Annotated in this window: 24 protein-coding genes and 2 pseudogenes; 4 read left to right on the forward strand and 22 right to left on the reverse strand. The window is 66.3% G+C overall.

Features of this window, described 5'->3' with window-relative positions; genetic code table 11:
* Nucleotides 1-42 precede the first annotated feature (42 nt).
* The 5 genes from EAH76_RS11840 to EAH76_RS11860 all read right to left on the reverse strand — a co-directional run bounded on the left by EAH76_RS11840 (nucleotide 43) and on the right by EAH76_RS11860 (nucleotide 3209).
* On the reverse strand, nucleotides 43-273 hold the full coding sequence (locus EAH76_RS11840) for an EexN family lipoprotein (RefSeq protein WP_153227360.1): 231 nt from the start codon (nucleotides 271-273) through the stop codon (nucleotides 43-45).
* Nucleotides 270-878 (reverse strand): GntR family transcriptional regulator, encoded by a 609-nt coding sequence (locus EAH76_RS11845; RefSeq protein ID WP_161989027.1) that lies wholly within the window; start codon nucleotides 876-878, stop codon nucleotides 270-272. The genes EAH76_RS11840 and EAH76_RS11845 overlap by 4 nt, the downstream gene beginning before the upstream one ends.
* On the reverse strand, nucleotides 875-1741 hold the full coding sequence (locus tag EAH76_RS11850) for a phytanoyl-CoA dioxygenase family protein (RefSeq protein ID WP_140850497.1): 867 nt from the start codon (nucleotides 1739-1741) through the stop codon (nucleotides 875-877). Before EAH76_RS11850 ends, EAH76_RS11845 begins: the two co-directional genes overlap by 4 nt.
* Nucleotides 1738-2358, reverse strand: coding sequence for an acyl-homoserine-lactone synthase (locus tag EAH76_RS11855; RefSeq protein ID WP_140850498.1), 621 nt, complete (start codon nucleotides 2356-2358; stop codon nucleotides 1738-1740). Before EAH76_RS11855 ends, EAH76_RS11850 begins: the two co-directional genes overlap by 4 nt.
* 101 nt (nucleotides 2359-2459) lie before the next feature.
* A complete protein-coding gene (locus EAH76_RS11860) occupies nucleotides 2460-3209 on the reverse strand; it encodes a helix-turn-helix transcriptional regulator (RefSeq protein WP_206667865.1) in 750 nt (249 codons plus the stop codon).
* On the opposite strand from EAH76_RS11860, the gene EAH76_RS24100 reads away from it, so the two are divergent.
* On the forward strand, nucleotides 3208-3417 hold the full coding sequence (locus tag EAH76_RS24100) for a hypothetical protein (RefSeq protein WP_162559937.1): 210 nt from the start codon (nucleotides 3208-3210) through the stop codon (nucleotides 3415-3417). The genes EAH76_RS11860 and EAH76_RS24100 overlap by 2 nt on opposite strands.
* A gap of 94 nt (nucleotides 3418-3511) precedes the next feature.
* On the opposite strand, the gene EAH76_RS11865 is transcribed toward EAH76_RS24100, so the two are convergent.
* From EAH76_RS11865 to EAH76_RS11950, 17 genes and pseudogenes are all read right to left on the reverse strand, one after another.
* Nucleotides 3512-3922, reverse strand: a complete 411-nt coding sequence (locus EAH76_RS11865) for a ribbon-helix-helix protein, CopG family (RefSeq protein ID WP_140850499.1) — start codon at nucleotides 3920-3922, stop codon at nucleotides 3512-3514.
* Nucleotides 3919-6017, reverse strand: a pseudogene (locus tag EAH76_RS11870) (conjugal transfer protein TraG). The gene EAH76_RS11865 and the pseudogene EAH76_RS11870 overlap by 4 nt, the downstream one beginning before the upstream one ends.
* 31 nt (nucleotides 6018-6048) lie before the next feature.
* Nucleotides 6049-7812: a relaxase/mobilization nuclease domain-containing protein gene (locus EAH76_RS11875; protein ID WP_140850500.1), complete on the reverse strand. Its 1764-nt coding sequence runs from the start codon at nucleotides 7810-7812 to the stop codon at nucleotides 6049-6051.
* A 244-nt stretch (nucleotides 7813-8056) separates the two neighbouring features.
* A complete protein-coding gene (locus EAH76_RS11880; RefSeq protein WP_140850501.1) occupies nucleotides 8057-8803 on the reverse strand; it encodes a lytic transglycosylase domain-containing protein in 747 nt (248 codons plus the stop codon).
* A 3-nt stretch (nucleotides 8804-8806) separates the two neighbouring features.
* Nucleotides 8807-9142, reverse strand: a complete 336-nt coding sequence (locus tag EAH76_RS11885; RefSeq protein WP_140850502.1) for a DUF736 domain-containing protein — start codon at nucleotides 9140-9142, stop codon at nucleotides 8807-8809.
* Between the two features lie 11 nt (nucleotides 9143-9153).
* Nucleotides 9154-9732, reverse strand: a complete 579-nt coding sequence (locus EAH76_RS11890; protein WP_140850503.1) for a S26 family signal peptidase — start codon at nucleotides 9730-9732, stop codon at nucleotides 9154-9156.
* A complete protein-coding gene (locus tag EAH76_RS11895; RefSeq protein ID WP_140850504.1) occupies nucleotides 9729-10247 on the reverse strand; it encodes a DUF2840 domain-containing protein in 519 nt (172 codons plus the stop codon). Before EAH76_RS11895 ends, EAH76_RS11890 begins: the two co-directional genes overlap by 4 nt.
* 376 nt (nucleotides 10248-10623) lie before the next feature.
* Nucleotides 10624-11511, reverse strand: a complete 888-nt coding sequence (locus EAH76_RS11905) for a replication initiator protein A (protein WP_241659670.1) — start codon at nucleotides 11509-11511, stop codon at nucleotides 10624-10626.
* 5 nt (nucleotides 11512-11516) lie between these two features.
* On the reverse strand, nucleotides 11517-11774 hold the full coding sequence (locus tag EAH76_RS11910) for a helix-turn-helix transcriptional regulator (RefSeq protein WP_140850507.1): 258 nt from the start codon (nucleotides 11772-11774) through the stop codon (nucleotides 11517-11519).
* Between the two features lie 95 nt (nucleotides 11775-11869).
* The gene (locus EAH76_RS11915) at nucleotides 11870-12415 is read right to left on the reverse strand and encodes a DUF2285 domain-containing protein (RefSeq protein WP_431357992.1); all 546 of its coding nucleotides are present in this window, start codon (nucleotides 12413-12415) and stop codon (nucleotides 11870-11872) included.
* A 43-nt stretch (nucleotides 12416-12458) separates the two neighbouring features.
* Entirely contained in the window at nucleotides 12459-12662 is a 204-nt protein-coding gene (locus EAH76_RS11920; RefSeq protein WP_140850509.1) for a transcriptional regulator domain-containing protein, read from the reverse strand.
* Between the two features lie 223 nt (nucleotides 12663-12885).
* Nucleotides 12886-13266 (reverse strand): response regulator, encoded by a 381-nt coding sequence (locus EAH76_RS11925; protein WP_140850510.1) that lies wholly within the window; start codon nucleotides 13264-13266, stop codon nucleotides 12886-12888.
* 244 nt (nucleotides 13267-13510) lie between these two features.
* The gene (locus EAH76_RS11930) at nucleotides 13511-13834 is read right to left on the reverse strand and encodes a DUF736 domain-containing protein (RefSeq protein ID WP_140850511.1); all 324 of its coding nucleotides are present in this window, start codon (nucleotides 13832-13834) and stop codon (nucleotides 13511-13513) included.
* A gap of 440 nt (nucleotides 13835-14274) precedes the next feature.
* Nucleotides 14275-14688 carry a hypothetical protein gene (locus EAH76_RS11935; RefSeq protein ID WP_140850512.1) on the reverse strand — a complete coding sequence of 138 codons (414 nt, stop codon included), beginning with the start codon at nucleotides 14686-14688 and terminating at the stop codon, nucleotides 14275-14277.
* 259 nt (nucleotides 14689-14947) lie between these two features.
* A complete protein-coding gene (locus EAH76_RS11940) occupies nucleotides 14948-16762 on the reverse strand; it encodes a ParB/RepB/Spo0J family partition protein (RefSeq protein WP_140850513.1) in 1815 nt (604 codons plus the stop codon).
* 89 nt (nucleotides 16763-16851) lie between these two features.
* Nucleotides 16852-17197, reverse strand: a pseudogene (locus EAH76_RS11945) (DUF2958 domain-containing protein).
* Between the two features lie 99 nt (nucleotides 17198-17296).
* Nucleotides 17297-18337, reverse strand: coding sequence for an ArdC family protein (locus tag EAH76_RS11950; RefSeq protein ID WP_161989028.1), 1041 nt, complete (start codon nucleotides 18335-18337; stop codon nucleotides 17297-17299).
* A 1107-nt stretch (nucleotides 18338-19444) separates the two neighbouring features.
* Between EAH76_RS11950 and EAH76_RS11955 the strand changes: the two genes are divergently transcribed.
* From EAH76_RS11955 to EAH76_RS11965, 3 genes are read left to right on the forward strand one after another with little or no spacing between them, the layout of a single operon-like run.
* Complete coding sequence (locus EAH76_RS11955) at nucleotides 19445-22666, forward strand: efflux RND transporter permease subunit (RefSeq protein ID WP_140850514.1); 3222 nt, start codon at nucleotides 19445-19447, stop codon at nucleotides 22664-22666.
* Nucleotides 22656-23813, forward strand: coding sequence for an efflux RND transporter periplasmic adaptor subunit (locus tag EAH76_RS11960; protein WP_140850515.1), 1158 nt, complete (start codon nucleotides 22656-22658; stop codon nucleotides 23811-23813). The genes EAH76_RS11955 and EAH76_RS11960 overlap by 11 nt, the downstream gene beginning before the upstream one ends.
* The gene (locus tag EAH76_RS11965) at nucleotides 23806-25215 is read left to right on the forward strand and encodes an efflux transporter outer membrane subunit (RefSeq protein ID WP_241659672.1); all 1410 of its coding nucleotides are present in this window, start codon (nucleotides 23806-23808) and stop codon (nucleotides 25213-25215) included. The genes EAH76_RS11960 and EAH76_RS11965 overlap by 8 nt, the downstream gene beginning before the upstream one ends.
* Nucleotides 25216-25355: the final 140 nt, after the last annotated feature.

Genomic DNA, 25355 nt, shown 5'->3' on the forward strand with positions numbered 1-25355 from the left:
ATGACGCTAATACTCTCCTTCGCGTTTTTTCTTCGGCGGACGTCAGTTGCCGCGGAAATGCTTGAACCGCTTCGCGGCAGTATCCGCCTCCAGCGCGGTATCCGCGTTCTGGCATTCTTCGCCCCGCACGGCGCCGGTGCGACAATCGCTCGCAACGCCGTTCGCCTCGTCGAGATGGGCCGCAAAATAGCGCACCGCACGCGGTTGAGGCTTGGCGCAACCCGCAAGCAATCCCGCCGTTGCGAGAAGAAGGGCAAGCATGATGACGTTCATGAGCGTCCCTTCGCCAACAGCTTGATGTAGCGGTCGGCTTCGGGCTTGCGGACGTCGTGATAGCGAAGCAGCAGGTGCCGGGCGTTGCTGCGGGACGTGCGCAACGAGAAGGAAGCGCGCAGCGCCCCAAGTTCGCTCGCCGCGTCTGCCAGCACCGCTTCATCGATCTGGCGGAAGGGGTGAAGGCGATCGTTCAGGGACTGGACCATCATGGTGATCTCGCCGTTTCCGGAAGCACTCGCGATAGTCAGGAACAGCGATGCGGTTGCAGACGCCAAGTCCGGCATGGCTACGGTATCTGCCGATCCCGTTACAGGCATATCACTTTCGTCAATCGCTGCGAGCAGAAGCAGCTGATTGAGATTCAAGAGATCGCGCAAATCCGCGGCGTTCAGAGTCGGCACCCGAAACCCTTCGCCTGGCATCAGCTCGACCAGCCGCTCACCTGCAAGGTGATTGAGGCTATCGCGGATCGGCGTGATGCTGACGCCGATGTCCGCTGCGAGGCGCGCGGCCTCGAGTCGGGACCCAGGCGGCCAATGTCCGACCAGCAGCCGATGCTTGATCGCGTTGTAGGTCGGCTCGAGGACATGAGAGGGGCTCATACGCTGGCCCCGCCGACGTCGCCGAAACCGGCAAGCATAGCCTCCTGATCCGGTCGCAGTGCGTCGACTGCACCAATATACGCTGGCACATCGTCCTGCAGCAGGATCGAGGGACATTGCCCCTCGTAATTGCCGAGGTTCGGCCGGTGCTGGACGTAGCCGGCGAGCTCCGCGAGCTCGGGCGAAAAGGTGCGCGCCACTTCCGGCGGATAGGCCAGCCAGAGATTTTCATAGGGCTTCAGCCAGCCAAGGCTGTAACCGATGACGATCGCGCGCCGCACGCCGCTGGAGCGGTTCGCGCCCGCGCCGTGTGCGGTAGACCCGAGAAAGCAGATTGCCGACCCCGGATCGCACGCGGCAATGATCGGGTCTCCGACGCCCTCCTGCGCCATCCCGGCCACGCCGTGGCTGAACGGATAGATTTCGGTCGCGCCGTTTTCTTTCGTGAAACGGTCCAGCGGCCAGATCACGTTGAGTAAAAATTCGTGAGCGCCCTTTGCACCCGGCCACATGTCGTGATCGCGGTGCGGGAACTGGCGGGGTTCGCCGGGATGGATCTCGATCGCCTGCGCGACATTCAGCTGGATGCGGTCGCACGCCTCGCCGAGCACGCTTTGCGCGATGGCGAGAAGGGTCGGATGCAGCGCCAGCGTTTCGCAATGAAGCGAGCGGCGAAGCAGGCTCCCGAACCGCTTGGTGCGAAAGCCGTAAAAGCGCCCCTGGCCAAACGGCGTTGCAGCGAAGACCGGGTCCAGATCGGCATCGAGCGCGGCGATCGACCCTGCCGGCACGGCGTCCGGGATGATGCAGTATCCTTGGTGGCGTAGTTGCTCGACCCAGTCGGCGGTGGTGATGGCGGTCACGCTGCTAGCTCCTCTTCGGCGAGCTGCAAGGTGAGTGGCGCATACACGCCCGTTCGCCGCAGCCCGTCGATCGACCGATCGTCTATTTGGATGTGAAGGGCGGCGAGCAGCCGTCCCGATTGCTCGACCGCCCGGCCAAGTGGCGCGCAATGCCAGCCGAAGCCGAGAATTTGCGCAAACCAGCCGAGTTCGGCGACGCCGGTGTAATCGGTGATCCGCTCGCGCAGCGCATGGTCGACCAAAGCGGTGACGAGCTGGTTGCGAGCCGACCGCCGATCGGCCGCGGACTGATGCCGATCAAGGCAGAAGCGGGTGATCTCGCGGGTCGTGGGCCCCGCCGGAACCGCGCCAGCGCAGAGAAAGGGATACAGGTCGCCGAGCAGATGCGGTCGATCGGTCTTCAGCAATCTCGCGGACGCCCGGTGGCGTCCGTCCGAGTCGAGGAGGATCAGGTATTCGGCGTCGGGATCGTCGAACTGGTCGAGTTCATATTCGCCGGCGAGCACCGGCAGATCCCACTTCAGCAAGTCGACGAACACCTGTTTGCGGGCCGCGAACATGGCCCGCAGGGAAGCATCACCGAGCGCGCGGGGCGCCCGGTCCAGAAGGTCGGTCATTGATGGCTCCAGCTCACATTTGCGGTGGCGCCCAAGGATCATTTTTCACGAGCGCCTGGCATCCCAAGAAGGGGGGATGTCCGGGCGCAGGCGTCGCAGACTCAGTGGAAATACCACCAACGCCGGATGTCGGCGAAGCTGATCAGGCCGTCGAACAAAGCACACAAGATCAGCGCGTTGCGCGAGTGGACGTCGTAGCGCTCGCGTGCTGTCCGCAGGTGCTGGATGACCGTGTCTTCGCCGATGCTCAGGATCGTGGCGATGTCGGCGGCCGTCTTACCCCGCGCCGACCAGAGGACGCATTCGCGCTGCCGCGGGGAGAGGACTGGCCGGGCGATGATTGGCGACTCGCCTGCCAGACGTCTGGCAGTGGTGAGCGCAAAGGCGCCGACGATCTCGGCGACAGGCAACATCGGCCGCGGCATGACCCGGTCTGGTCGCAACGCGAAGGTGCATGAGCCGCTCGCGTATCCGGGAAGGTGGCGCGGCACCGTATAGCCATCGCCGATCCCGTTGGCCCTGCCGACCGAGAGCATGCGTCGGTCGCCGGGGCTCATCGGCACGAGATCGTCGAGCTCGCACCAGAGGAACCCCATCATGCTGCGTTCGCAGGCACGTCGGATCGGATCGTTGCCGGCAAGATCGAACTCGACATAGGTCTGCGCCCACGGCGCGGGATAGTCGTGCAGGAGAAAATCCGTCTCGGTAGAGCTTAGGCCATGGTGCTGATACGACAGTGCAAAGTGATCGAAATCCAGCTGGCGCGTGACGTAGGCCATGGCGTCGGCAAGGTTCGTTTCGGATCCGGCATTGGAGACCTTGAGAACCAGTTCGTCGATAAGGGTGCGCATGACATCGTTCGACCGTCGGCACATTTTCCGAGCCTGTGTCGGTGCGATCGCCTTAAATGCCGATGAAGGCAGTTCCCATCTGCCCGACGCGGCGTTCAACAGAGTTTGGGTGGCGCTCGGCAAATCACCTGCCGATACTGGGGTTATCGAGCCGTCACGGGGAATGGTCATGCAATGCGCGCATGGCAGACCTCCTTTCTTGGCATAAACAAGATGGTGGTCGCTAAACTCCGCGCCGAGCTCGGTTTTAAACCTGTCAGGTATCGGTTTGCAACGCAACAAAGCAGGGCTCACCGCGATCTCTATCCGACATCGAGGCCGACCTCTTGCGCCAGTCGAACCCCCGATTCCATGCGATCGTACAGTGTGCTGACGAACCGCTCCCAGCGCTCCGCGCCCATCGCCTGCGCGGCTTTCACCGCGCTTTCGGGGAGCGGTGCGGTGTTGCTGAGCCACGATCGGACGAACAAGGAGAGCGCTTCGTTCGACAGGTCGACATGCAAGGCCAGCCGTTCGACTTGTCTCGTGACCCGGTCCAGACGCCGACTGACTGCTGCCTCGAGCCGATCGGCACCGTCGGGCGACAGATAGGATGCCAGCGCCGCCTCGACGACGGCGGTGCGCGAGACCTTCTTGGCCCTGGCGAACCCGTCGAGCTGGCGCACCAGGTCGGGGGGCAGCCGGAAACTGCTCTTTTCGCGGGTGGCTGTCATAGCGTCACACCATCGTCCGGATCGAGCGCGGCCGCACGCGCAGTACGCGCCATCGCGCGCTCGATCCCGCGCCGTTTCCGCGCGGCTATCGCCTCGGGTTCATCAGTGTCGAACGCGAACTCGTTCACGGGTGCGCGGGGCGGCTGCGGTACGACCTCTTCATGCTCGCCCAGTTCGGGTTCGCGGCGGATGCCGGCATTGGCGGTATCGCGTGCCTCGATATCGGAGGTAGCGCTGTCCGGAGCGGATCGCGGATCGGCAGTCTCCGTTGATACCGCGGCCGCTGGTGTAGGCAGCGCTGCCGGGACCGGCGGCCCTGGCGGCGACGATGCTGCCGGCGCGGTAGGTGGCTCGGGCGCCGCGACCGGCGCCAGTACGGTCCAGTCATCCGCTGGCCGGGGCGCAGCATCGCGCACCGCCGTCGCCGGTGGTGGCAGGAGCCGCGCAGTGAAGCGGGCATCGGCATAATAGCGTGCCTTCAGGGCCCGGATCGGCGGGACGCCGGCGCTCATCACGATCTCCTGATGCGCTGGCAGCTGCATGATCTCGCCGGGGGTCAGTAGCGGTCGTGCCGCCTCGCTGCGCGAGACCATCAGATGCCCGAGCCACGGACTGAGCCTGTGCCCGGCATAGTTCTTCATCGCCCGCATTTCGGTGGCGGTTCCGAGCGCGTCCGAGATGCGCTTGGCGGTGCGCTCGTCGTTGGTCGCAAACGCGACGCGGACATGACAATTGTCGAGGATCGCATTGTTCTGCCCGTACGCCTTCTCGATCTGGTTGAGGCTCTGCGCGATCAGGAACGCCTTGATGCCGTAGCCCGCCATGAAGGCGAGCGCGGATTCGAAGAAGTCGAGCCGACCGAGTGCGGGAAATTCGTCGAGCATGAGCAGCAGGCGATGCGGCCGCTGCGTGACGTTCAATTCCTCGGTCAGGCGCCGCCCGATCTGGTTGAGGATCAGCCGGATCAGCGGCTTGGTCCGGCTGATGTCGCTCGGCGGCACCACCAGATAGAGCGATACCGGTGCGGTGCCGCTCACCAGTTCGCCGATCCGCCAGTCGCAGGCGCGCGTGACGCGCGCCACCACGGGATCGCGGTACAGCCCAGGAACGACATCGCGGTCGACAGCACGCCCGAGCGTTCGTTCTCCGCCTTGTTGAGCAATTCGCGTGCGGCAGAGGCAACGACGGGATGGACGCCGGCATCGCCCAGATGCGGCGTGGTCATCATCGCGCGCAGCGTCGACTCGATCGGCCGGCGCGGATCGGAAAGGAACGCAGCGACCCCGGCGAGCGTCTTGTCGGCTTCGGCGTAGAGGACATGGAGGATCGCGCCGACCAGCAGCGCGTGGCTGGTCTTCTCCCAATGGTTGCGCTTCTCCAGACTTCCCTCGGGATCGACCAGCACATCGGCCACGTTCTGGACGTCGCGCACCTCCCACTCGCCTTTGCGGACCTCGAGCAGAGGGTTGTAGGCATCCGACGCCGGGTTGGTCGGATCGAACAGCAGGACGCGGCCATGGGCGGCACGAAAGCCGCCGGTAAGCTGCCAATTCTCGCCCTTGATGTCGTGGACGATCACCGAGCCTGGCCAGGCCAGCAACGTGGGCACGACCAGGCCGACGCCCTTGCCCGAGCGGGTCGGCGCGAAGCACAGGACATGTTCCGGACCATCATGACGCAGATAGTGCGCACCATGGCAGCCGAGCACCACGCCATCCTCGCTCAGCATGCCGGCGCGTGCGATCTCGCGAGGCGTCGCCCAGCGCGCCGAGCCGAACGTCTCGGCCTTCTTCGCTTCGCGCGCGCGCCAGACCGACATGCCGATCGCGACCACGACCGACAGCAGTCCCCCGGACGCGGCGATATAGCCCCCGACCGCGAAGACGTGCGGTGCATAGGCGTCGAAGCTGAACCACCACCAAAAGAAGGCCGGCGGTGGATAGACCGGAATGCCCGCCAGCCGGAACCAGGGACGCCCCAGTTCGGGCTGGTAGGCGAGCGCGTGCGCGATCCACTGCGTTGCTGTCCAGATCGCCACGAGAACGATGGCGAAAACGGTGCAGACCTGACCCCACAGGATCGTGGTAGCATTCATCGGATGGGCCTCCGGCTTGAGTGAGGCAAGATCACAGACCGAGACCTTTGCCGCGGCCGATCGACCAGTCGACACTGCCGCCCGGCCCCATCGTGCCGCTGATGTGCGTTCCGAGATGCGGGTCGAGCGCGGGCCGCCAGGGCACGAGCTGGAAGCCCATGCCCCCATCCCCACTGATGACCTCGATCATCGCGAAGCGGCCCGAGGCGAGGTTGACCCGCTCGCGGTAGACGCCGGCGACATACTCGCCTTCGCCCGATGGGCGATGCGTGAGCCCGGTACGCTGCGCGATCGCGTCCGTGGCCTCGCGCATTTCGCGTGCGCGCAGCGTCTCGAGGAGGTCGCGCTGGAAGCGCATGCCCGCCCCCTGGCGGCGTGCCAGGCCGGAGGCTTCGAGTTCCTGCGCGCGTGCGTCCATTGCACCCCGGATCTCGGCGCCGAACCCGTCTTCGGACGCGACCGGCGAACGCGAGATGAGCTGGCGATCGAGCCAGGTCGCACCCGACGCCGTCACCTGCCGGTCGAGCGGGAGATCCGATCGCGTTGCGAGCGACGCGCGGTTTTTGCCGCCGCCGTCGGTCCAGGACCGCAGCTCGACGATCGCGCCCGGTCGGGCGTCCCCGGTCATTTCCAGATCGTCGAAGCGGACATGATGGGTGCGACCGTCGGCGCCGTCGATCACCGCATAGGCCGTCGCCTGCAGCTCGTCGTACAAACCGCGCTCGACGAGGCGGCCGACGATCGGATCAGACGTGGCAGCGTCATGGATCGCGAACGCCGCTGGGTCCGGCGTGCACCCGTCGCGGTGCATCGCGTTATGCAGCGTCTTGATAATGTCGGTGCGCACCTGGATGTCGCGCAGCGTCTGCTCAGCATCGGCGCGCAGCGTCCAAAGGCCTGGCTCGTGGAGTTCGGCGAGGCCGAGCCGCTCGAGCTTGTCGACGCGGCCGCACAGCAGTCGGCGCGTCCCTTCGTCATCCCCGCCGGGGCGCAGATCGATGACGCCCGACAGGCCGTCGCTGCGCTCCTGCAACTGCCGGTCGAGACTGGTCCAGCGATCCGCTTCGACCTCTCGGTGCAACGCGCCCCGGATGTCGCGCTCGTTGCGGGGACCAAGCTCCAGGGTCGCGCGCGCCTCTGCGCGACCCCGCATTCCGTCCCGGATATAGTCGCCGTCGATAACCAGGTCGGAGCCGTCGTCGAGGCGGCCGCGGACCAGCACATGCACGTGCGGATTGTCGGTGTTCCAATGATCGACCGCCACCCAGTCGAGCTCCGTGCCGAGGTCGCGCGCCATGTCGTCCATCAGCTCGCGGGTGAAGGCACGCAGGTCCGCCATGTCGGCGGCATCCTCGGGCGAAACGATGAAGCGGAAGTGGTGGCGATCGTCTTCGCAGCGCTCGGCGAACGCATCGCCATCGGCCTGGGGCGAGCGCGCATCGAACAGCGCCGCGTCGCGTCCGTCGCGCGTCACGCCGTCGCGTTTGAGATAGGCGACATGTCGTGCGAGCGGGGCTGCGCGAAAGCGCGAACCGCGATGCCGGACCACGCGGGCCACCACAGTCACGCGCCGTGCATTGGCGGGCCGGCTGATCCGCAGCAGAGCGTTGCGGCCGCGACCGCGGGCGCCGACGCGCGTGCTGCGTCCCTTGGGCTGGAGCATGCGCGGCCGCCCTGAGCGTGCGCCGGCGCGTCTGACCTGTGCGGCGAGGCTTTTCGACCGGCCGCCCGCGGCGACGCCGGCATCCCGGCTGCGGCCTGGTCGAACGCGGAAATCCTGGTCGTCGGTGCTCATGCCGGCACCCGTCGAAGCGCTGTCGGACGCACGCGCTGTGGAAAACTGCCGATTGCTCCCGTCTCCGTCCGACGCGCAGACCCGCTGCCCGACGGATAAGTCTCTCTTCTGCAACCACAAAAGCGTCGGTGTCCGACGCGGCTTTTATCTTGCCATCGCTGCTTCTTTCCCTTCTCCACCGCGTCATCACGCCAGGAATCCGGCCCGCAGACCGCCACAGCACGCACGGCTACCCCACGGGCGTTCATGGCGCGCCTCGACCGGAATGCGCGACGAACAGTGGGTTGGTTGGCAGCGGGTCGGCTGGCCGTTGCGAAGATTCCGGCACGACCGGTGCAGCGGCTTTGTCGATCGGGCGCGCGAGGACGGCATCGTTCGTCCCGGCCGAAGCCCCATCCCTGCGCACGGTGAAGAGGGCCGCATTGCGCCAGGTCATCGATGGCGCGCGCGACACGATGACGCTTGGCGAAGCCGAAACGCCGACGGCGGATGCAATGCGGGCGACATAGCCTGACGTTTCGGCCGGCAACGATCGTGCGCGCGCGCGCCAATCATCGACGCGGCCAGGCCCGGCATTATAGGCGGCCAGCGCGCTGCCGAGATCGCCATAGCGATCGAGCATCTCGCGCAGGTAGGCGGCCCCCGCATGGATGTTCGCGCGCACGTCGAAAGGGTCGGAGCCAAGCGCATAGCGTGCGGTCAAGCCGGTCCACGTCGCCGGCATGATCTGCATGAGACCCATCGCACCGGCGCGTGAGACCGCGCGCGGATCGCCCCGACTCTCCGCGCGCATCACGGCCCAAATCCAGGTTTCGGGGAGGCCGAAGCGCTGCGCCGCTTCGGCGACGCAATCCGCATAGGTGGGCGCAGAAGCAGCGGCCGGGAGGACACTCTTCTGCGCGGCGCCAGCGCTAACCGAAGGACTGGCAATGGCGATCGTCACCATTGCCAGCTCCAGGCTTATGCGCGTGCCATGTGCGCGAGAGGACATCGCTCAATCCTCGCGCTGACGACGTTTCTGCCGGGCCCATACCAGGACGTGCACCTCGTCCTGCGTCCGGGATTGCAGCAGACTTGCGCGCAGCGGGCGCGTGAAGGTCGGGCAGTCGAGCTGCACGGTGATGAAGCTGCCGCCCCCTTCGCGCTCGTGGGTCCAGCCGGCGCCGATCTCCGCCGCGGCATTGCCGTCGTCGAGATGCACCCGCCAATCCGGTGCACGCTCCCCGCCCGGATCGGCGACGGGTACAATGCGCAACGGCACGGTGAGCGCCAGCGTTTCGAGCTGACCGACGTACGTGTCGCCGATGCGGGCGAAGCGACCGATCTGCATGGGAGGGTCTCCTACGGTTGGTGAAGGGATGCGTTCGGCGCGTCGGTTCCGCGCCAGTGAAAGGACGCGTCGGCTGCGCCGCGGGTGAACAGCGGCGTTGCACGACCAAGCAGGCGATCGCTCGACAGCGGCCCGAAATATCGACCGTCCATGCTGTCGGCGACCGCGTTGAGGAGAAACAGGTCGTGCGCGCGCAGCACGCGGCAGCCACGCCAAACCGGGAGTGCGCGACCGTGACTGTCGCTGGTCCGGGCGATCGCCACCACGCGTCCATCGACCGTGACGCGCGCGCTGGCGCGGCATACTGTCGCGCCGGAACGGGCGGCGACATGCTTGAGCAGTGGCACGCCGAGTGCGAGATAGCGGCGCTCGTCGAGGAAGCGCGCGAGCGCCGGTGGCGGCATCACGGCGACCAGATCGCCGACTGCCGGGCGGTCGATCGCCGCCAGCCGATACAGCCCGATCGGTGCGCTGGCGGTTGCGTTCCAGACGAAGCGGGGATGCGGTGCCAGCAGCGCGACGGTGACGAACAGGCCGCCGAACAGTTCGGCAAGCGCGGTGGTCACGAGGACATAGCCAAGCCGGGTCATCCTTCGATCACCTTGCGCGTGAGCCAGGCGGCATGGCGCTCGGCGGTGTAGAGTCTTGGCGCGTCGCCGGCGCTCAAGCGGTTGTGGACGTGGCGCCAATGGTCGGGTGCCGCGTCGCAGGGATCGACACCGGCGCGCTCGACCGCGTCGACTGCGGCGAGCACCGCGCGTACCTTGGCCCAGCCCTGGATCGACAGATACAATTCGCCGCCGGGCCGGACGAACGGAGCGGTGGTATAGGCTTCGCACGGACCGACCGCGCGCAGGATGTCGACGCGCGAATGGACCGTACCAAAGTCATTGGACGCCCAGCGGCAGAGCGCGAACACGGCATTCGGTCGAAAAGAGACGACGCGCGTCTTGCGGCTGACGATGCGCTCGGCAGCAATTCGGCCGAAGCGTATCCAGTGCTCGAGCCGCTTTTCGATCCAGATGAGTTCGACCTCCGTCGCGGCATCGCGCGATGCCGGGAGGGCGCGCACGCCGACGCCGTCGCCGGGAAGAGGTCGCCTCATGATGCGTCACCGGAGGCGGCATACAGCGCGCGCGATGCGCAGCCAATTTGCACGCTCACAGCGTGCGCAATGCAGACCTGCGTTACACCTGCGACGCCGCTCGGCATGCTGATAGCATGCTCGCCGGTCCCGCCAGCGCGAGTCTTGGGTGGCACCGCGACGGCCGCTCGACAGCGGCGCTCGTGACGGCGCGTACCGCGTTCGTCCACAAGCCGCTGGGGCGTTAGCAAGAATCCAAAGGATTCTTCTCTATTAGCACCGTTAGAGGGGTGCCAATTCCGCGCAGATTTCTGCGGGTTTCGGGCACATTCCGGTTCCCGATAGGACGACTCTTGGGTTCCCGATAGGACGTGTCGGTCGGTTCCCGATAGGACGATCAGCATGGCTGGTTATCCACAGACTTGAGCTTGAGACGGCGCATCGCGGCGTCGAGCGGATCGACCGGCAACGGCGCGAAGCGCAGACGCTCGCGTCCGAAGGCGTGCTCGATGGCAAGCGTGTAACCGGGCAGCGGCTGTCGCCGCACGATCGCGCGAAGCTCGAAGGCGAAGCGCTTGAGCGGCGAGAGCGCGCCCGATTTGAGATGGAGATGCGACACGTCGAAGCTCCAGCCGCCGGACTGGCGGCCGCCATGCTTGCGGACGATGCGATACAACCAGCGCTCAAGGCCGCCGGTGAGATCGAAATAGGCGCGGTCGATCGTGAGCACGAGCCCGCGCTCGTGTATGCCGGCATAGAACCAGTCGGGCAGGATCAGTTCGATGCCGAGCGGCCGACCGCTCGCGTCCAGACGCTCCTGCCATTCGTTGATCCACGAGAAGCGATGCCGCCGCCGCTGATGCTGTTGGCGGATCGACGTGGCGACGGTGGTCGACTGGAGGCGGTCGAGCGCACATTTCAGGCGATCGTAATTATCGCGGCCGGTACCGCGCCCGACATAGGTCAGGATCTCGTGCGGCGTCGTCGCCATCAGGCGGGACGTCGGCCGCCCGGCGTCGCGGGCTTCGACGATCTGGCTCGCCGCCCAGATCAGCACGTCGGCATCCCAGATCGTCGCCATGCCGTGTTCGGGCACGGCCTCGACCGAAATCCAGGTCTCGCCCATGCGGAAGTCGATCGGCGCGGTGCGCTTCGACTTGGCGAGGCTGAAGAACGGCCAGGTCATCAGGTCTTGCGCATCGCGCGGCGCGAGGTCGCCCGGCACCGACCGGAACAGCTCGAGCTGCCGGCGCTCGTCGAAAGCGGGAGGCGCGGTGCGCGGCATCCGCATCATGCCTCGGCCGGGCGACGGCGCGCCGGATAGACGGTGCCGGAGCCGGTATCGGAGGTCGAGCGCCGCGTACCGATCGCCGCCCAGGCTTCAAGGTCGTCGATCGCATAGACGACACGACCGCCCAGCCGACGAAAGATCGGTCCGGTACCATAGCAGCGATGCTTTTCGAGCGTGCGCGGGGAAAGGCCGAGATGGATCGCAGCATCGGGTGTCTTCAGAAAGCGCGGGCGCTGTGCGAGGGCTTCTGGCGGCATGATCGTCCTCCGTCGATGCACCGGCCGGCATGGGTCGGTGCGGAACCATGAGGCGGACAATGGCGGAGCAGGGCCGGCGCCCCGGAGCGGCTATTTCAGGCTGTCGACTTTTGTCGCCCCCCGAGGCTGCCGCGGAGCAGCGTGCGATAGCCCCCGCGCATCAGGGCAAGCGCCTCCTCGATCAGACGTTGCGTCCGCCGGCGCTCGGTCGACGACTTCCACTCCATGCCGCGGCCGATCGACATGCCGGGATAGATCAGGCGACGCGCGATATCGTGCGATGTCGGGCGGGGTTGGGTTTGCAGCGTGTCGAGAATGTCGAGCAACAGGTCGAGGCGCTGTCGCTGAAACGGTGTGGGCCGAAAGGCGCCGGCGCTGCGCGTCGGCGGCGCGCCGCCGATACGGCGATCGAGCCGCCAGGCCGCTTGGCGGCGGACCTCGATCGCCGGGTCGCGGACGATGATATAGGCGAGCGGTTGCTCGGGTAGCGTAGAGCGCAACCAGAGGTGATGGGGCCCATCTATGTCGCCCAGGACAAGATGACGCCCATCCGACAAGGCGCGGTCCGCGAGAATCAGCGGCCAGTCCCGGAGATCCAGGGGCCGCGCGTCGGCGATATCGGCAGGTGCCGCGTCGAGAATGACGGTCGCAGGCGATGTCGATGGCGGCCAGAGCGCCGGTTCGCTAGCCGGGACGGCGTCCGGCGCACTCGGGAAAGCACAAGCCCCATCGACGGGCCATCACCTCCTGCGCAGATGTGGGGAGATCGTGTGCCAGCGCCTGATAGTCCTGGCGATAGGCGGGGTTACGGCGCAGGAATTCCTGCGCGAAACCGGCGAAATCCAAACTCCGCCGCGCTGACCGCTCCACCTTGTCTTCGCCGGCCATCGCCAGGTCCTCCGAGGTCGGGAGGAAGCATGGAAGGACCGGACGATCCGGACCATTCCAGCTTGTAGCGGGGTCTATCCCCTGAAGTTGGGAGGGGTTGCGAAGGCCGTGCCGAGCCTACGCCCCGGAGGGACCGACGCTTTCGGCGCGTCACGGGATTGCTTGCCAGACGACGTTCCACCCGTCGGCAGAGCCGCACGTCCCTTCGCCAGCGCCTGCAGGTTCAACTGCGCGAAGGGGGCGCTGCCATATCCCGCAAAAGGCGAGCGATCACCTGGCCCGGATCTGTCGGCTTCATTATCACGGGCAGATCTGGATGCCGCTCCGCCAGCACCACGGGCGGTCCGGTTCCGGTATGCACGACGAAGGGAAGTGCCTGCTCGAGCAGGACCAATGCAACGGGCGCAACGTCGCGGTCGATCAGATTCGCGTCGATCACGGCCGCGTGGATTCCGCCCAGCGCGATCAATTCCAACGCGTGCACGACCGTGTCGGCAGGGCCGACGACGATGCCCCCACTATCTTTAACCGCCATCTCCAGGCCGAGCGCGATGATCGGATCATCTTCCACGATCAGGATCGAGAGTTTGTCCGCTACAGCCACCCTCCCCGTGCGAGCAATGCGCCGCTCACCTACAAATCCCTCGGATTTTCCTGTGGTTAAAGGCTAACACCCTTTATTTCGATCAGTTCCAATTTCTCTAATCTGCGTTGAAAACCTCGATTGCGCCGGCCAGCGTCCGCATTGGTCAAGCCGGTCGAACCACGGCGTGGATCTATCGCGGAACGCATCCATCAGCGGTCAGAGGGGAACCCCGCCCGGCGGTGCCGGGCGGGGCCGTGTCGGCTCAGTCGTTGGTGGCGCGGCGCGCGCGCGACCAGATCAGCGTGTAGCCCTCGCCCTCTGCATCATCGAACAGATTGGCGAAGATGGGGGCGGTGAAGCTGGGATCGTCGAGCTTGACCGAGAGATAGTCGCGCTGTTCGGCGGAGCGCTTGGCCCAGGCGGCGCCGATCTCGGCGCGGCCGACATAGATGCGGTGGCTGGGGGCGGTGTCGTTGCTGCGATTCTCCTCGGGCACGATCCGGACGCCCTTGGTCTGGACGCTGAGGGTGACGATTTCGCCGTGATATTCAGAGCCGACCTTCTTGAAGCTGCCGATGTTCGCCATGATTTTGGTCCTTCGATTGTCGAGGCCGCCCTATGCGTCTCGATGGCGTCGAGGAGCCGGAGGCGAGCGCCGCCGCAGCTCTGCCCGCAGCGAAGCGGAGGACCGCGCGAACGCCGCTTTCTTGTCTCGCGAGGAATGGGCTTTAGCCCAGGGGAAGAAAGGGACGGGCACGCGGTTGCGGCTCAGGCGCTCGAGGCGCAGCCGTCCTCCGGCTAGACAGCCATCACCGAGACATCAGGCGGCCTTGATCCCACGAAGGACGTGTCGTGGCGCAAAGGCGATCATGCTCGGTCCTCGAAATCCGGGCATCCGCACCCACGTCTACAGCTTGGCGACTCGTTCGTGCTGAAGCGGCAGAACCCACACTGCCCCGAGCCAGGGGGTCGATCCCGGCCGAGGCGTCGGGAACACCTGCTCCCAGCCTATGCCGATTGCAGCCGTCACTCCCGAAGCTCAGGTCCCGCTCTTTGCAACAGCTTCTGCCACGCGACCGATCCGACGTAGAGGGCAGCGGCCACTGCCAGGACGCAGCGTGCCACGCTCCCGACTGGTGCCGCCACGGTCCAGACGGCATTGAAGGCGACCACGGCCGCCGGTCCGGCAAAACCGAGCAACACCAAAATCCGCATAACGGGGTTGGACAGATGCCGCATCGCGACATGCCCGAACGCGGTGACCGCGAGCGCGACGCCGCCGGCGGCGAGGAGCGATTGCAAAAGGGTGCCGTCCGCGGAGCGGACGACGAAGAACGCCGCCACGGCGGCGGCCACCGGCAAGGCATTGAGCGCGAGGTGGACCATCAGGCGCGCCATGATGGAGGCGACGAGGACCAGAATCGGGACAGCCAGAAACACGAGCGTTCTCCCTGACGACCGCGGTCATCGACCGAGGCCCTCGAACGCCCTCTCCACCATCGCCACAGCGCCACTGTTCCTCCATTCTACAACAGCTCGGGCCGCGGAGAAAAGCGCGCCCGCCGGGTTCACCCGCCGCTGTTCCGCAGAACCTATGACCTGCTGCCTAGGGCCGCGCCGCGTGCCGCAGGTGCGCGGCGCGGCCGGATTTTGGCGCGGGTACAAGGAGGCGGCGGGCACGCCCGCCGCCTCGATCGTGTCAGGCAGCGACTGCCTGAACCGCGTCATCGTTGTCCGGCTGAGCGGCATCCTGTTCGGGCGCTTCCTCGACGCGTTCGGCATCGATCGCCTGGCGCGCGCCCACCATTCTGGCATGCGCCGCGACGGTGCCGACGCCGCCGCGCGCGGTGTAAGCGGACGGTGGGAACGCCATCCAGCGTGGCACCCAATGCTCGCGCTTCTCGCGCCCGCCGACGCCGCCGAGATGATCGGCGATGATCCGCCGCAGTGTCTTCGCCTTTTCGCCCGCATTGGCGTCGGCCACCATCGGCCCCGCGACCTCGGCGGTCATGCCGAGCAACACCTCGCGGTCGCGGATCAGGTCGAGCAAGGCCGCGTCCGCCTGCCAGTAGCGCTCCATCCGCACGGCGAGATGCAGGCCGACCGCCTCGACGACGGCGCTCCCTGCCGCAAGGCTTTCGCCCATGACGATCGCGACGACATCGAGCACCGCCGGATCAGGTAGGTCGAGCAGGCGCAGGAAGATCGCCGAGAGGCGATCTCCGGCCGGGCCAGAGGCGTGGCCGTGACCGCCGAGCACGGTCGGTTCTTCTGGCGAGAAGCCGAGGACCCTGAGCACCGCGCGCCGCCGCGCGTCGAACGTTGCTTCGCCTTGGGCATTCTCGACGCTTTCCGCGATAGCGTCGTTATGCGCGGACTGCGGCTCGGGCCGGACCGCCCACAGGTGGGAGCCGGTGATGGCGTGCGCGACCATCAAGCGCAGTGCGACCCCCAGCGCATCGATCAGCGCGGCGCGCACGGCGGCATGACGATGCAGATGGACATAGGTCTGCTGCGGTCCGGTCATTTCCGGACGGACGGGCTCAAGCGCGGCGGCAGTGCATTCTCCCTTGGCAATCCGCGCCGCCTCCTTGCGGCTGAGATAGCCTTCGTGAAACACCACCTCGCCGCTGGAACGGACATCGACATAGACGCGCCCGCCCTTGCGCTTGGCGCTCTTTTCATAGTCCCACGACGCGAACTGTTCGGACGGGGGGACGATCACGACGTCGCCCCAGCCCGCCGCCAGATAGGCGACGCGCCGCGTCTCGATCTCGGCGTTCTGCGCGGTCCAGAACGCCTCGCTATCCGCGAAATAGCGGTCCTCGCCGAACAGGTCGGTGACGATCGCCCCCACATAGGCCGTGACGTCGAACAGCGCGTGCGACGCGGCGATGGAATGCCCGCCGAACAGCCACGCCTTCAATTGATGACCGACCGGCGCGCGACTGTCCGGATCGTCGAGCAAGGCCAGCCATGCCTTTTGCTGGCTCTTGCTGGCAAGCGTCAGGTGGCGGACGGTCGCGCGGTCGATCTTCTGCGCGGCATAGAGGTTCCGGATGCGCGGCAGCAGATTGCCGAGCGCCAGCACGCGCTTGATCGTCAGTGCGGGGAGGCCGAAGGTATCGCCGATATCGTCGAGACTGCGGCCCTCGCGCACCAATCGGGTAAAGGTTCCCCATTGGGTCACCTCATCGGCATCGAGCCGCGCCAGATTTTCAATCAGCGAGGCTTCGATGGCAGCGGCATCGTCGCTGTCATCGAGGATCGCGCACGGCAACGGCTCGGCCTCGCCGCGCTCTGCGGCGACGATCTGGGCCGCGTGGAAGCGGCGACTTCCCGCGACGATCTCGAAGGCGTCAGGCGCGCCATTGGAGCGGAACAGCAGCGTCTGGAGCACACCCCGGCTGCGCACGGTCGGCAGGATGTCGGACACGTCCGGGGCCTTCCTGGCATAGCGCATGTTGGTCTTGCTGACGGACAGCTTGTCGAGCGCAATAAAATCGAGTTTCATCGAACTACTCCTTGTGAGTGCCGGTCCCGTCCTTGTTGATCGCTGGGGTAGCGGGGCCGGTTTGGATTGCGGCGAGAACGCGCCGCGCGTCAGCCGTCCCTGGGATCGGACGGAAGCTCTGGTTCCGGCGCGGGCCCTGCGCGCCGCAGGATGGATTGGGCGCTCAGGATCGAGCCGGTCACCCGCGCGGCTTCTGCCCAGCGCGACAGCGGGATATCACTGGCGAAACCGATATCCCGCTCGATGCCGAGGCCGAGGCGCAGGCGGATGCGCGCCAGTTCGGACAGGCTGAAATAGCCAAGCTCGGGACAGCCGAACCCGAGATCGGCAAGGCCGAACAGCACGTCGCCGTCATCGTCCAATTCGGTCGCCAGCCATGTGGCGGGCCCGACGGGATTGAACAGTTTGAGGACAGGCGGGATCGTGACCGGGCATACCGGCCGTCTCCGCATTGGCGCGCAGCACTGCGCGCAGGTCTGGGGTCAGCAATTCATGACGGTTGCTCCTTCAAATCGGGGATAAGAGACACCGCGCTCACGCGGCGTCGCGACGGGCGGGATGCTCGGCGTCCGCGTCGCGATGCCGCGCAAGCAGCCAGTCGGCGGCCTTGCTGGCGGCACTGGCGGCGCGGAAGATCGCGCGGGCATCGCCGCGCAGCACGTCGAGCCAGCTGGCCAGATAATCGGCATGCCGGACGGTCGGCACGATGCCGAGCGCCGCACACAGGAAAGCGGAACCGAGTTCGGCGACCAGTTCTTCGCGCGCATAGCCTTCGGACCCGAACGCATTGGCGAGATCGCGCGCGAGCCGGGTCGAGTGACCGGTCGCGTGGGTCAGTTCGTGCAGGCAGGTCCGGTAATAGTTGACGGCATCGAAGAAGGCGGACTGCGGCGGAACCACCACGAGATCGGGGCCGGGCGCATAGAAGGCGCGGTATCCGCCGACCTGAAAGGCGATGCCACTGGCAGCGATCACTTCCTCGGCAAGCGGCACGGCGCATTCGTCGGGGAGCGGCGCGGGATCGGCCGCAAGCCCCTCGCGCAAGCCTTCGCACTGCGCGACGTTGAAGACGGTAAAGCGCTTGAGAAACGCGACCTGCCGGGGTTGTCGGGCTTCGCTGCCCCGCAGCGAACCCTGTTCGCCACCCCCCTCCCCCGTATCGCGCGCGCGTTCCTTTTCGCTCTCGGGCGTGAAGCGATCGGCATAGACCACGGTGGTTCCGCGTTCGCCCTTGCGGACGCACCCGCCCGCCTCGATCGCCTGCCGGAAGGTCAGCCAGCTCTGCGACGGATAGCCCCGCTCGATCACGTTCGCCCACAGGATCAGGACGTTTATCCCCGAATAGGGCCGCCCCGTAAGCGCGTTGCGCGGCATGCCGGGCGCGACCGCGCCGCCTGCCTTCCATGGCTGAACCCAAGGAAACCGCCCCGCCTCCAGTTCGGCGATGATCCGGCTGGTAACCTCTTGATAGAGGTCCCCGCGTGGACTGACCGGCACGGGCGAAGCGACGGCCCCCTGCGCCTTGCTCTTTCCCGAACGCCGACCCTTGGCACGCGCTGTGTTGCTCGACCGCATGGCTCACCTCCAACACCGCCCAAAAACCACCATGGCCACCCCCGGAAAGCGGGGGGTGGGCGGCGAGAGCGACTGGAGAGGCCCGCTTGAGCGGCGGCTGCACCCGAAGGGGCGAAACGGAAGTGGAGCAGTCGGGCGCAGCCCGACTTGCGGCCGCCGCGGGCGGGCCTAGCAGGGAGCGCCGACCATTCCCCGCTTGCTGGGAGTGGCCTCACAGACACGCTGTCGCGCGCGAGCGCGGCGTCCATATCCCGGACGGCAAGGCCGGCCGACCCCAGCGATCGTCACCATCGGCCGAGACCCGTAAGGGGCTCGGGGGTGCACGGCCAAGTGCAGCCTAGAGCGCGGTCGCGCGCCAGCGCGAGGGGCCCCGCGTGCCTTTTCACCAGATGGCGTGCTGTGATCCGAGATTCTCGACGACTCGAAGTGCTCCTCATGACGATGGCACGATGGATTTCGAGGGAGATCTCGGCGATCGTGCCCGTGCCAAGCAATACCCGGGCTGGGGTGGAAATTAAGCCAGCCGAAGATTGGGACACAGCGATGCCGATGGCTGGAGAGTGATGTTGTCCGACGAGAATGCAATCAATGCGGTCAACTGGCCACCGAACCCACGATTGCCTGGCTTTCCAATCACAACAATCGATTCTCGCCCGAAGACGTGCCCGCGTTCCTGCGGTTGATGCACACCACGCTCGCTGAGCGAGCGAGCAACGCAACCGATTCTGAAATCAGTTCGGAAGACACCGCACCGGATTGATCTACGATCTCTCCGCCCGCTGGGTAACCAGCGGACGGATGGTATCCTGGTGCTGGGCGGCGTAGCATCTGTCCCCTGCAACGGTCCCGCCTTGCCACCACAGGGCGAGCAGGCGGCGCTGACGCGCTGCTACCGCGGCATAACATTTTCAGCACCGGACATGACCTCAGCGTCGTCGGGGCGATCGTTCACTCTCATGGCTATGTCCTGAACCTCAACAAGGCCATGCGCGGACTGATCATCTGAATCCTGCACGCAAAACCCGAGGTGAAATTCATTTAATTAGCGCTGCTCGCCTACGCGCATAGATAGGCGCCCGTCATTCCTTCGGAAGCATCGGGGCCCCTGTGCTGCAGCTCGTCAAGCTTGCGCTGAGCAAGCCCTATACCTTTGTCGTCCTCGCAATTCTGATCGTCCTGTCGGGCTCGATCGCCTGGATCGAAACCCCGACCGACATCTTTCCGGACATCAAGATCCCGGTGATCGCGGCGGTATGGACCTATCGCGGCCTGCCGCCCAAGGACATGTCGGGCCGGGTCGTCTATTATTACGAACGCTCGCTTTCGACGACCGTCAACGACATCGACCATATCGAGAGCCAGTCGCTCAACGGCGTGGGGATCGTGAAGATCTTCTTCCAGCCCGGCGTCGATATCCGCACCGCCTCGGCGCAGGTGACTGCCGCCTCGCAGACCGTGCTGAAGCAGATGCCGCCGGGGATCACCCCGCCGCAGATCCTCAACTACAACGCCTCGACCGTTCCGATCCTGCAACTTGCCTTGTCGTCGCGCGCCCTGTCGGAACAGAAGATCTACGACCTCGGGCAGAACTTCATCCGCCCCGGGCTGGCCGCGGTGCCGGGTGCCGCGATTCCCTCGCCCTATGGCGGAAAGGAACGCCAGATCCAGATCGATCTCGATCCGGACGCACTCCAGGCCCGCCATCTGTCGGCGAACGATGTCGGGGCAGCACTCGCCGCGCAGAACCAGATCGTCCCTGCCGGCACCGCCAAGATCGGGCAGTATGAATACAACGTCCGGCTCAACAACTCGCCCGAGGTGATCGACCAGCTCAACGACTTGCCGATCAAGACGGTCGACGGCACGACCGTGTTCATGCGCGATGTCGCGCATGTCCGCGACGGCTCGCCGCCGCAGCGCAATGTCGTGCGGGTCGATGGCGGTCGCGCCGTGCTGATGACGATCCTCAAATCGGGCGCCGCCTCGACGATTGCGATCGTCGATCAGGCAAAGGCGCTGTTGCCCGCGCTGAAAGCCTCGCTGCCGCCGTCATTGGTGGTCCAGCCGCTGTCCGACCAATCGCTGTTCGTGAAGGCGGCAGTCTCCGGGGTCATCCGCGAAGGCGTGATCGCGGCGGCGCTGACCAGTCTGATGATCCTGTTGTTCCTCGGCTCCTGGCGCTCGACCGTCATCATCGCCGCATCGATCCCGCTTGCGATCCTTGCCGCAGTGGCAGGGCTCGCGGTCGCCGGACAAACGCTCAACATCATGACACTCGGCGGCCTTGCGCTCGCGGTCGGCATCCTCGTCGACGATGCGACAGTGACCATCGAAAACATCAACTGGCATCTCGAACAGGGCAAGTCGGTCCGTGATGCGATTCTCGATGGGGCGCAGCAGATCGTCCAGCCAGCCCTGGTCTCGCTGCTGTGCATCTGTATCGCCTTCCTGCCGATGTTCTTCCTGCCGGGCATCGCCGGCTTCCTGTTCGCGCCGATGGCGATGGCCGTGGTGTTCGCGATGATCGCGTCGTTCGTGCTGTCGCGCACGCTCGTCCCGACCATGGGCAACTTCCTGCTGCGCGAGCATGGTACGCCGCATACGGCCGGAATCATGGCGTCGCACGATGCCCGAACCGGACGTCCGGGCACGCGCAATGTCTTCATCCGCTTCCAGAGTGGCTTCGAACAGCGCTTCGAAGCGGTGCGGAGCTACTACGTCGCCATTCTCGCATTCGCGCTGGCACGTCGGCGCAGCTTCGTGCCCGCCTTTATGGCGGTTGTGTTGCTGTCGTTCGCATTGATCCCGATGCTCGGCCGCAACTTCTTCCCGACGATCGACGCGGGCCAGATCAACCTCCACGTCCGCGCTCCGATCGGCACGCGGATCGAGGAAACCGCGGCGATGTTCGACCATGTCGAGGATCGCATCCGCGCCGTCGTGCCGCCCGATGAACTCGTCTCGATCGTCGACAACATCGGAATGCCCGTGTCGGGGATCAACCGCGCCTATTCGAACACCGGCGGGGTCGGATCGCAGGACGGCGACATCCTGGTCACGCTGGCCAAGGACCACCAGCCGACCGCGGGCTATGTTCGCAAGCTGCGCAAGGTGCTGCCCGAGGCGTTCCCGGGATCGGTCTTCTCGTTCCTGCCGGCCGACATCATCAGCCAGATCCTCAATTTCGGCGCGCCCGCCCCGATCGACGTGATGGTCGCGGGCAGCGATACCAAGAAGGGCGAAGCCTATGCGCACGCTTTGGCGGCCAAGCTGCGCCACATCCCGGGGATCGCCGACGTCCGCGTGCAGCAGACCGACGCCGAGCCCGAACTGGGGTTCGATGTCGACCGCGCTCAAGCCGATCGCGTCGGGATCACCGAGAATGACGTGACGCGCAGCCTCGCCGTCAATCTGACCGGCAGCTCGCAGATCGCCCCGGCGTTCTGGCTCAACCCCAAGAACGGCGTGTCCTACCCGATCGTCGTCCAGACCCCGCAATATCGCACCGACTCCTTCTCGGCGCTGCAGAACCTGCCGGTCACGGGGGCAGCGGCCGGCGCGTACCAGATCCTCGGCGCGCTCGGCACGATCCACCGCGAACCGTCGCCTGCGGTCGTGACGCATTATGCGCTTCAACAATCGTACGACGTCTACGCCACGACGCAGGGGCGCGACCTCGGCGCAGTCGCGGGCGCGATCCAGCACGTCCTCGACCAGACGAAGAAGGACCTCCCGACCGGATCGACCGTTACGCTGCGCGGCCAGGTCCAGACGATGAACACCGCCTTTTCGGGACTGGTCTTTGGTCTGATCGGCGCCATCGCGCTGATCTACCTGCTGATCGTGGTCAATTTCCAGAGCTGGGTCGATCCGACGGTGATCGTGTCCGCGCTCCCCGCAGCGTTGGCTGGGATCGTGTGGATGCTGTTCGCCACGCATACGCCGCTGTCGGTCCCGGCGCTGACCGGAGCGATCATGTGCATGGGCGTGGCGACCGCCAACTCAGTGCTGGTCGTGACCTTCGCTCGGGAACGCCTCGCCGAGACCGGCGACGCCCTGCGCGCCGCCGCCGAAGCTGGCGCTACCCGCTTCCGGCCCGTCGTGATGACAGCGCTCGCAATGATCATCGGCATGGCACCGATGGCGCTCGGCCTGGGCGAAGGCGGCGAGCAGAATGCGCCGCTGGGCCGGGCGGTGATCGGCGGCCTGATCTGCGCGACGCTCGCCACGCTGGTGTTCGTCCCCGTCATCTTCTCGATCGCTCACCGGCGCGAACGCCGCGCCGCTCCTCTCCCCACCACACAGGGAACCTTCGCCCATGCAGAATGATGCAATCGCGGCACCGCCGCCCAAGGGTCTGCGCTCGGCGGGCTTCGTGGCGCTGCTGCTCGCCGGCGGCGTGATCGTCGCGGGCATGTTCGTCCGCTTTCACGACACCAGCGAGGCGCAGACCTGGTCCGATGCCCGCTCGATCCCGACGGTCCATCTGGTCGCGCCCAAGGCCGCGGCAGCGAGTGATGCGCTCAGCCTTTCGGGCACAATGCAGGCGTGGAACATGGCAAAGCTCTATGCGCGCGTGCCGGGGTATGTCAGCGCCTGGTACAAGGACATCGGCGCTTCCGTCGGGGCGGGCACGCCCCTCGGCCGGATCGACACGCCCGAACTCGACGAGCAGATAACATCCGCGCGTGCGGCGCTGGTGAGCGCGCAAGCGCATGCGCAACTCGCGCGGAGCACCGCGGCGCGCTGGAACGATCTGCTGACCGACAATTCGGTATCCAAGCAGGAAGCGGATGAGAAGAACGGCGACCTTGCCGTGCGCAACGCCGCAGTGCTGTCGGCGCGCGCCGATCTCGGACGACTGCTCGCACAAAAGGCGTTCTCGACCGTGCGCGCGCCGTTCGCGGGTACGGTCACGACGCGCACCGCCGATATCGGCGACCTGGTCGGCCCGGGCGCAACCGTGCAGCAGCCGATGTTCGCGGTCGCCGACACGCACCAGATCCGCGTGTATGTCAGCATCCCGCAAAGCTATTCGGCGGTCATCACGCCCGGGCTTGCCGCGACGCTAACGGTGCCCGACTATCCCGGAAGCCGGTTCGACGCGCGGGTGGTCGGGACCTCGCAGGCCATCTCCCCGCAAAGCGGTACGTTCCAGGTGCAGCTGATCGCGGCCAATCCGAACAACGCGCTGCGCCCTGGTGGCTTTGCGCAGGTCAATTTCGACGTCCGCGGTCAGGCCAGCACGGTGCAGATCCCTTCGACCACATTGTTGTTCCGAGCGAAGGGAACGCAGGTGGCGACGGTCGGGCCGGATCATCACATCCATCTGCAGCAGGTCACGCTGGGTCGCGATCTCGGCCAGACCGTCGAGGTGCAGTCCGGCTTGGCTCCGAACCAGAAGATCGTCGACAATCCGCCGGATTCGCTCAGCGACGGGCAACTGGTGCGGATCGATGGTGGCGCGAATGGGTAAGCGCCATCGCGCTGGGATCGGGCTTGCAGCGCTGGCGAGCCTCGCTGGCTGTTCGTTCGCGCCTGCCTATCATCCGCCGGTGACGATGACGCCGCCAGCCTTCAAGGAGGCAGGCCCCTGGCGACCAGCGCTGCTCGCCAGCGCCGCGACACGCGACGATTGGTGGACGGTGTTCGGCGATCCGACGCTCACCGCGCTCGAGCAGAAGGTGGCGAGCGACAATCCGACGCTTTCGGGCGCGCTCGCCCGTTACGATACCGCGCGCGGCTATCTCGGCCAAGCAAAGGCCGGGCTGCTGCCCCAGGTTGGTGCAGACGCGTCGCTCACGCGCAACCGGCAGTCGGACAATCGGCCGCTGCGCGGTAGCAACCAACCCGATATCTACAGTGCCGACACGATCGAGGGGAGCTTCGGCTACGAACTCGACCTGTGGGGCCGCGTCCGCAACAGCGTCGCTGCGGGCAAGGCCGAGGTCCAAGCGTCGGGCGACGATCTGGCGGCGATCCGGCTCAGTCTTCAGGCAGAGCTCGCCTCGGACTATATGGCGCTGCGTGGATACGATCGCCAGGCGGTCCTGCTGCAGCAGACGGTCGATGCGTACGCCAAGGCGGACCATTTGATCGCGCGGCGTTTCCAGGCCGGGATCGTGAGCGGGATCGAAACGGGCCGATCGGGCGCGCAACTGGACGAAGCGCGAGCGCAACTCGCCGACGTTGCCGCATCGCGCGCGTTGACCGAACACGCCATCGCCAGTCTGGTCGGAACCCCGGCTTCGAGTTTTACACTGGCGCCGTCGGCGACCGCGTTCGCCATTCCTGCAATTCCGGTCGGCGTGCCGGCGACCCTGGTCGAGCGACGTCCGGATATCGCGGCGGCCGAGCGGCGCATGGCCTCGGCCAATGCCGGGATCGGGATCGCCAAAGCCGCCTTTTTCCCCGCGATCAGGCTTGGCGGCAGCGGGGGGTTTCAGAATACCGGGCTGCCGGGGTTACTGTCGGCCTCCAACACGATCTGGTCGATTGGTCCGAGCACGGTCCTTAGCCTATTCGACGGAGGGCGTCGACGCGCCGAACTTGCCGTCGCCCGCGCGCGCTGGGCAAGTGCCGGTGCGGACTATCGTGCCACCGTCCTGGCCGCCTTCCAGCAGGTCGAGGACAATCTCGCGCGCAGTCGCCACCTTGGCGATGAAGCCGCGGCTGAAGACGACGCCGTGCGGCAGGCGGCATCGACCGAACGCCTTTCGCTCAACCGGTACAGCAAGGGGGCCGTCAGCTATCTCGAACTGTTCACCGCGCAGACCACGGCGTTGCGCACCAGGCGAACGCTGATCGACCTCCAGACACGCCAGCTCCAGGCATCGATAGGCCTGATGCGCGCGCTCGGCGGGGGATGGCATAGCTGATGCATCAGAATGCCGATCACGACGGATCTCTATCCGAAAACCCGCGCGCGAACATGCGCCTTGCGGATCCAAGGAACCAAGTATGAGCTTTGCTTACCTCTATCTCGCGGTCATCACGGGCGGTTTGGGGGGGCTCACGG

Origin of the sequence: Sphingomonas glacialis, from assembly GCF_006439055.1 — a bacterium.
Taxonomy (GTDB): Bacteria; Pseudomonadota; Alphaproteobacteria; order Sphingomonadales; family Sphingomonadaceae; genus Sphingomonas; species Sphingomonas glacialis_A.

Excerpts from the sequence above, each read along its gene's own strand:
- EAH76_RS11950 (WP_161989028.1), bottom strand. The coding sequence starts at position 18,337 with ATGCGGTCGAGCAACACAGCGCGTGCCAAGGGTCGGCGTTCGGGAAAG.
- EAH76_RS11855 (WP_140850498.1), bottom strand. The coding sequence starts at position 2,358 with ATGACCGACCTTCTGGACCGGGCGCCCCGCGCGCTCGGTGATGCTTCC.
- EAH76_RS11895 (WP_140850504.1), bottom strand. The coding sequence starts at position 10,247 with ATGAGGCGACCTCTTCCCGGCGACGGCGTCGGCGTGCGCGCCCTCCCG.
- EAH76_RS11875 (WP_140850500.1), bottom strand. The coding sequence starts at position 7,812 with ATGAGCACCGACGACCAGGATTTCCGCGTTCGACCAGGCCGCAGCCGG.
- EAH76_RS11940 (WP_140850513.1), bottom strand. The coding sequence starts at position 16,762 with ATGAAACTCGATTTTATTGCGCTCGACAAGCTGTCCGTCAGCAAGACC.
- EAH76_RS24100 (WP_162559937.1), top strand. The coding sequence starts at position 3,208 with ATGACATCGTTCGACCGTCGGCACATTTTCCGAGCCTGTGTCGGTGCG.
- EAH76_RS11910 (WP_140850507.1), bottom strand. The coding sequence starts at position 11,774 with ATGCCGCCAGAAGCCCTCGCACAGCGCCCGCGCTTTCTGAAGACACCC.
- EAH76_RS11860 (WP_206667865.1), bottom strand. The coding sequence starts at position 3,209 with ATGCGCACCCTTATCGACGAACTGGTTCTCAAGGTCTCCAATGCCGGA.
- EAH76_RS11865 (WP_140850499.1), bottom strand. The coding sequence starts at position 3,922 with ATGACAGCCACCCGCGAAAAGAGCAGTTTCCGGCTGCCCCCCGACCTG.
- EAH76_RS11845 (WP_161989027.1), bottom strand. The coding sequence starts at position 878 with ATGAGCCCCTCTCATGTCCTCGAGCCGACCTACAACGCGATCAAGCAT.
- EAH76_RS11930 (WP_140850511.1), bottom strand. The coding sequence starts at position 13,834 with ATGGCGAACATCGGCAGCTTCAAGAAGGTCGGCTCTGAATATCACGGC.
- EAH76_RS11890 (WP_140850503.1), bottom strand. The coding sequence starts at position 9,732 with ATGACCCGGCTTGGCTATGTCCTCGTGACCACCGCGCTTGCCGAACTG.
- EAH76_RS11960 (WP_140850515.1), top strand. The coding sequence starts at position 22,656 with ATGCAGAATGATGCAATCGCGGCACCGCCGCCCAAGGGTCTGCGCTCG.
- EAH76_RS11965 (WP_241659672.1), top strand. The coding sequence starts at position 23,806 with ATGGGTAAGCGCCATCGCGCTGGGATCGGGCTTGCAGCGCTGGCGAGC.
- EAH76_RS11885 (WP_140850502.1), bottom strand. The coding sequence starts at position 9,142 with ATGCAGATCGGTCGCTTCGCCCGCATCGGCGACACGTACGTCGGTCAG.
- EAH76_RS11905 (WP_241659670.1), bottom strand. The coding sequence starts at position 11,511 with ATGCCGCGCACCGCGCCTCCCGCTTTCGACGAGCGCCGGCAGCTCGAG.
- EAH76_RS11920 (WP_140850509.1), bottom strand. The coding sequence starts at position 12,662 with ATGGCCGGCGAAGACAAGGTGGAGCGGTCAGCGCGGCGGAGTTTGGAT.
- EAH76_RS11880 (WP_140850501.1), bottom strand. The coding sequence starts at position 8,803 with ATGTCCTCTCGCGCACATGGCACGCGCATAAGCCTGGAGCTGGCAATG.
- EAH76_RS11840 (WP_153227360.1), bottom strand. The coding sequence starts at position 273 with ATGAACGTCATCATGCTTGCCCTTCTTCTCGCAACGGCGGGATTGCTT.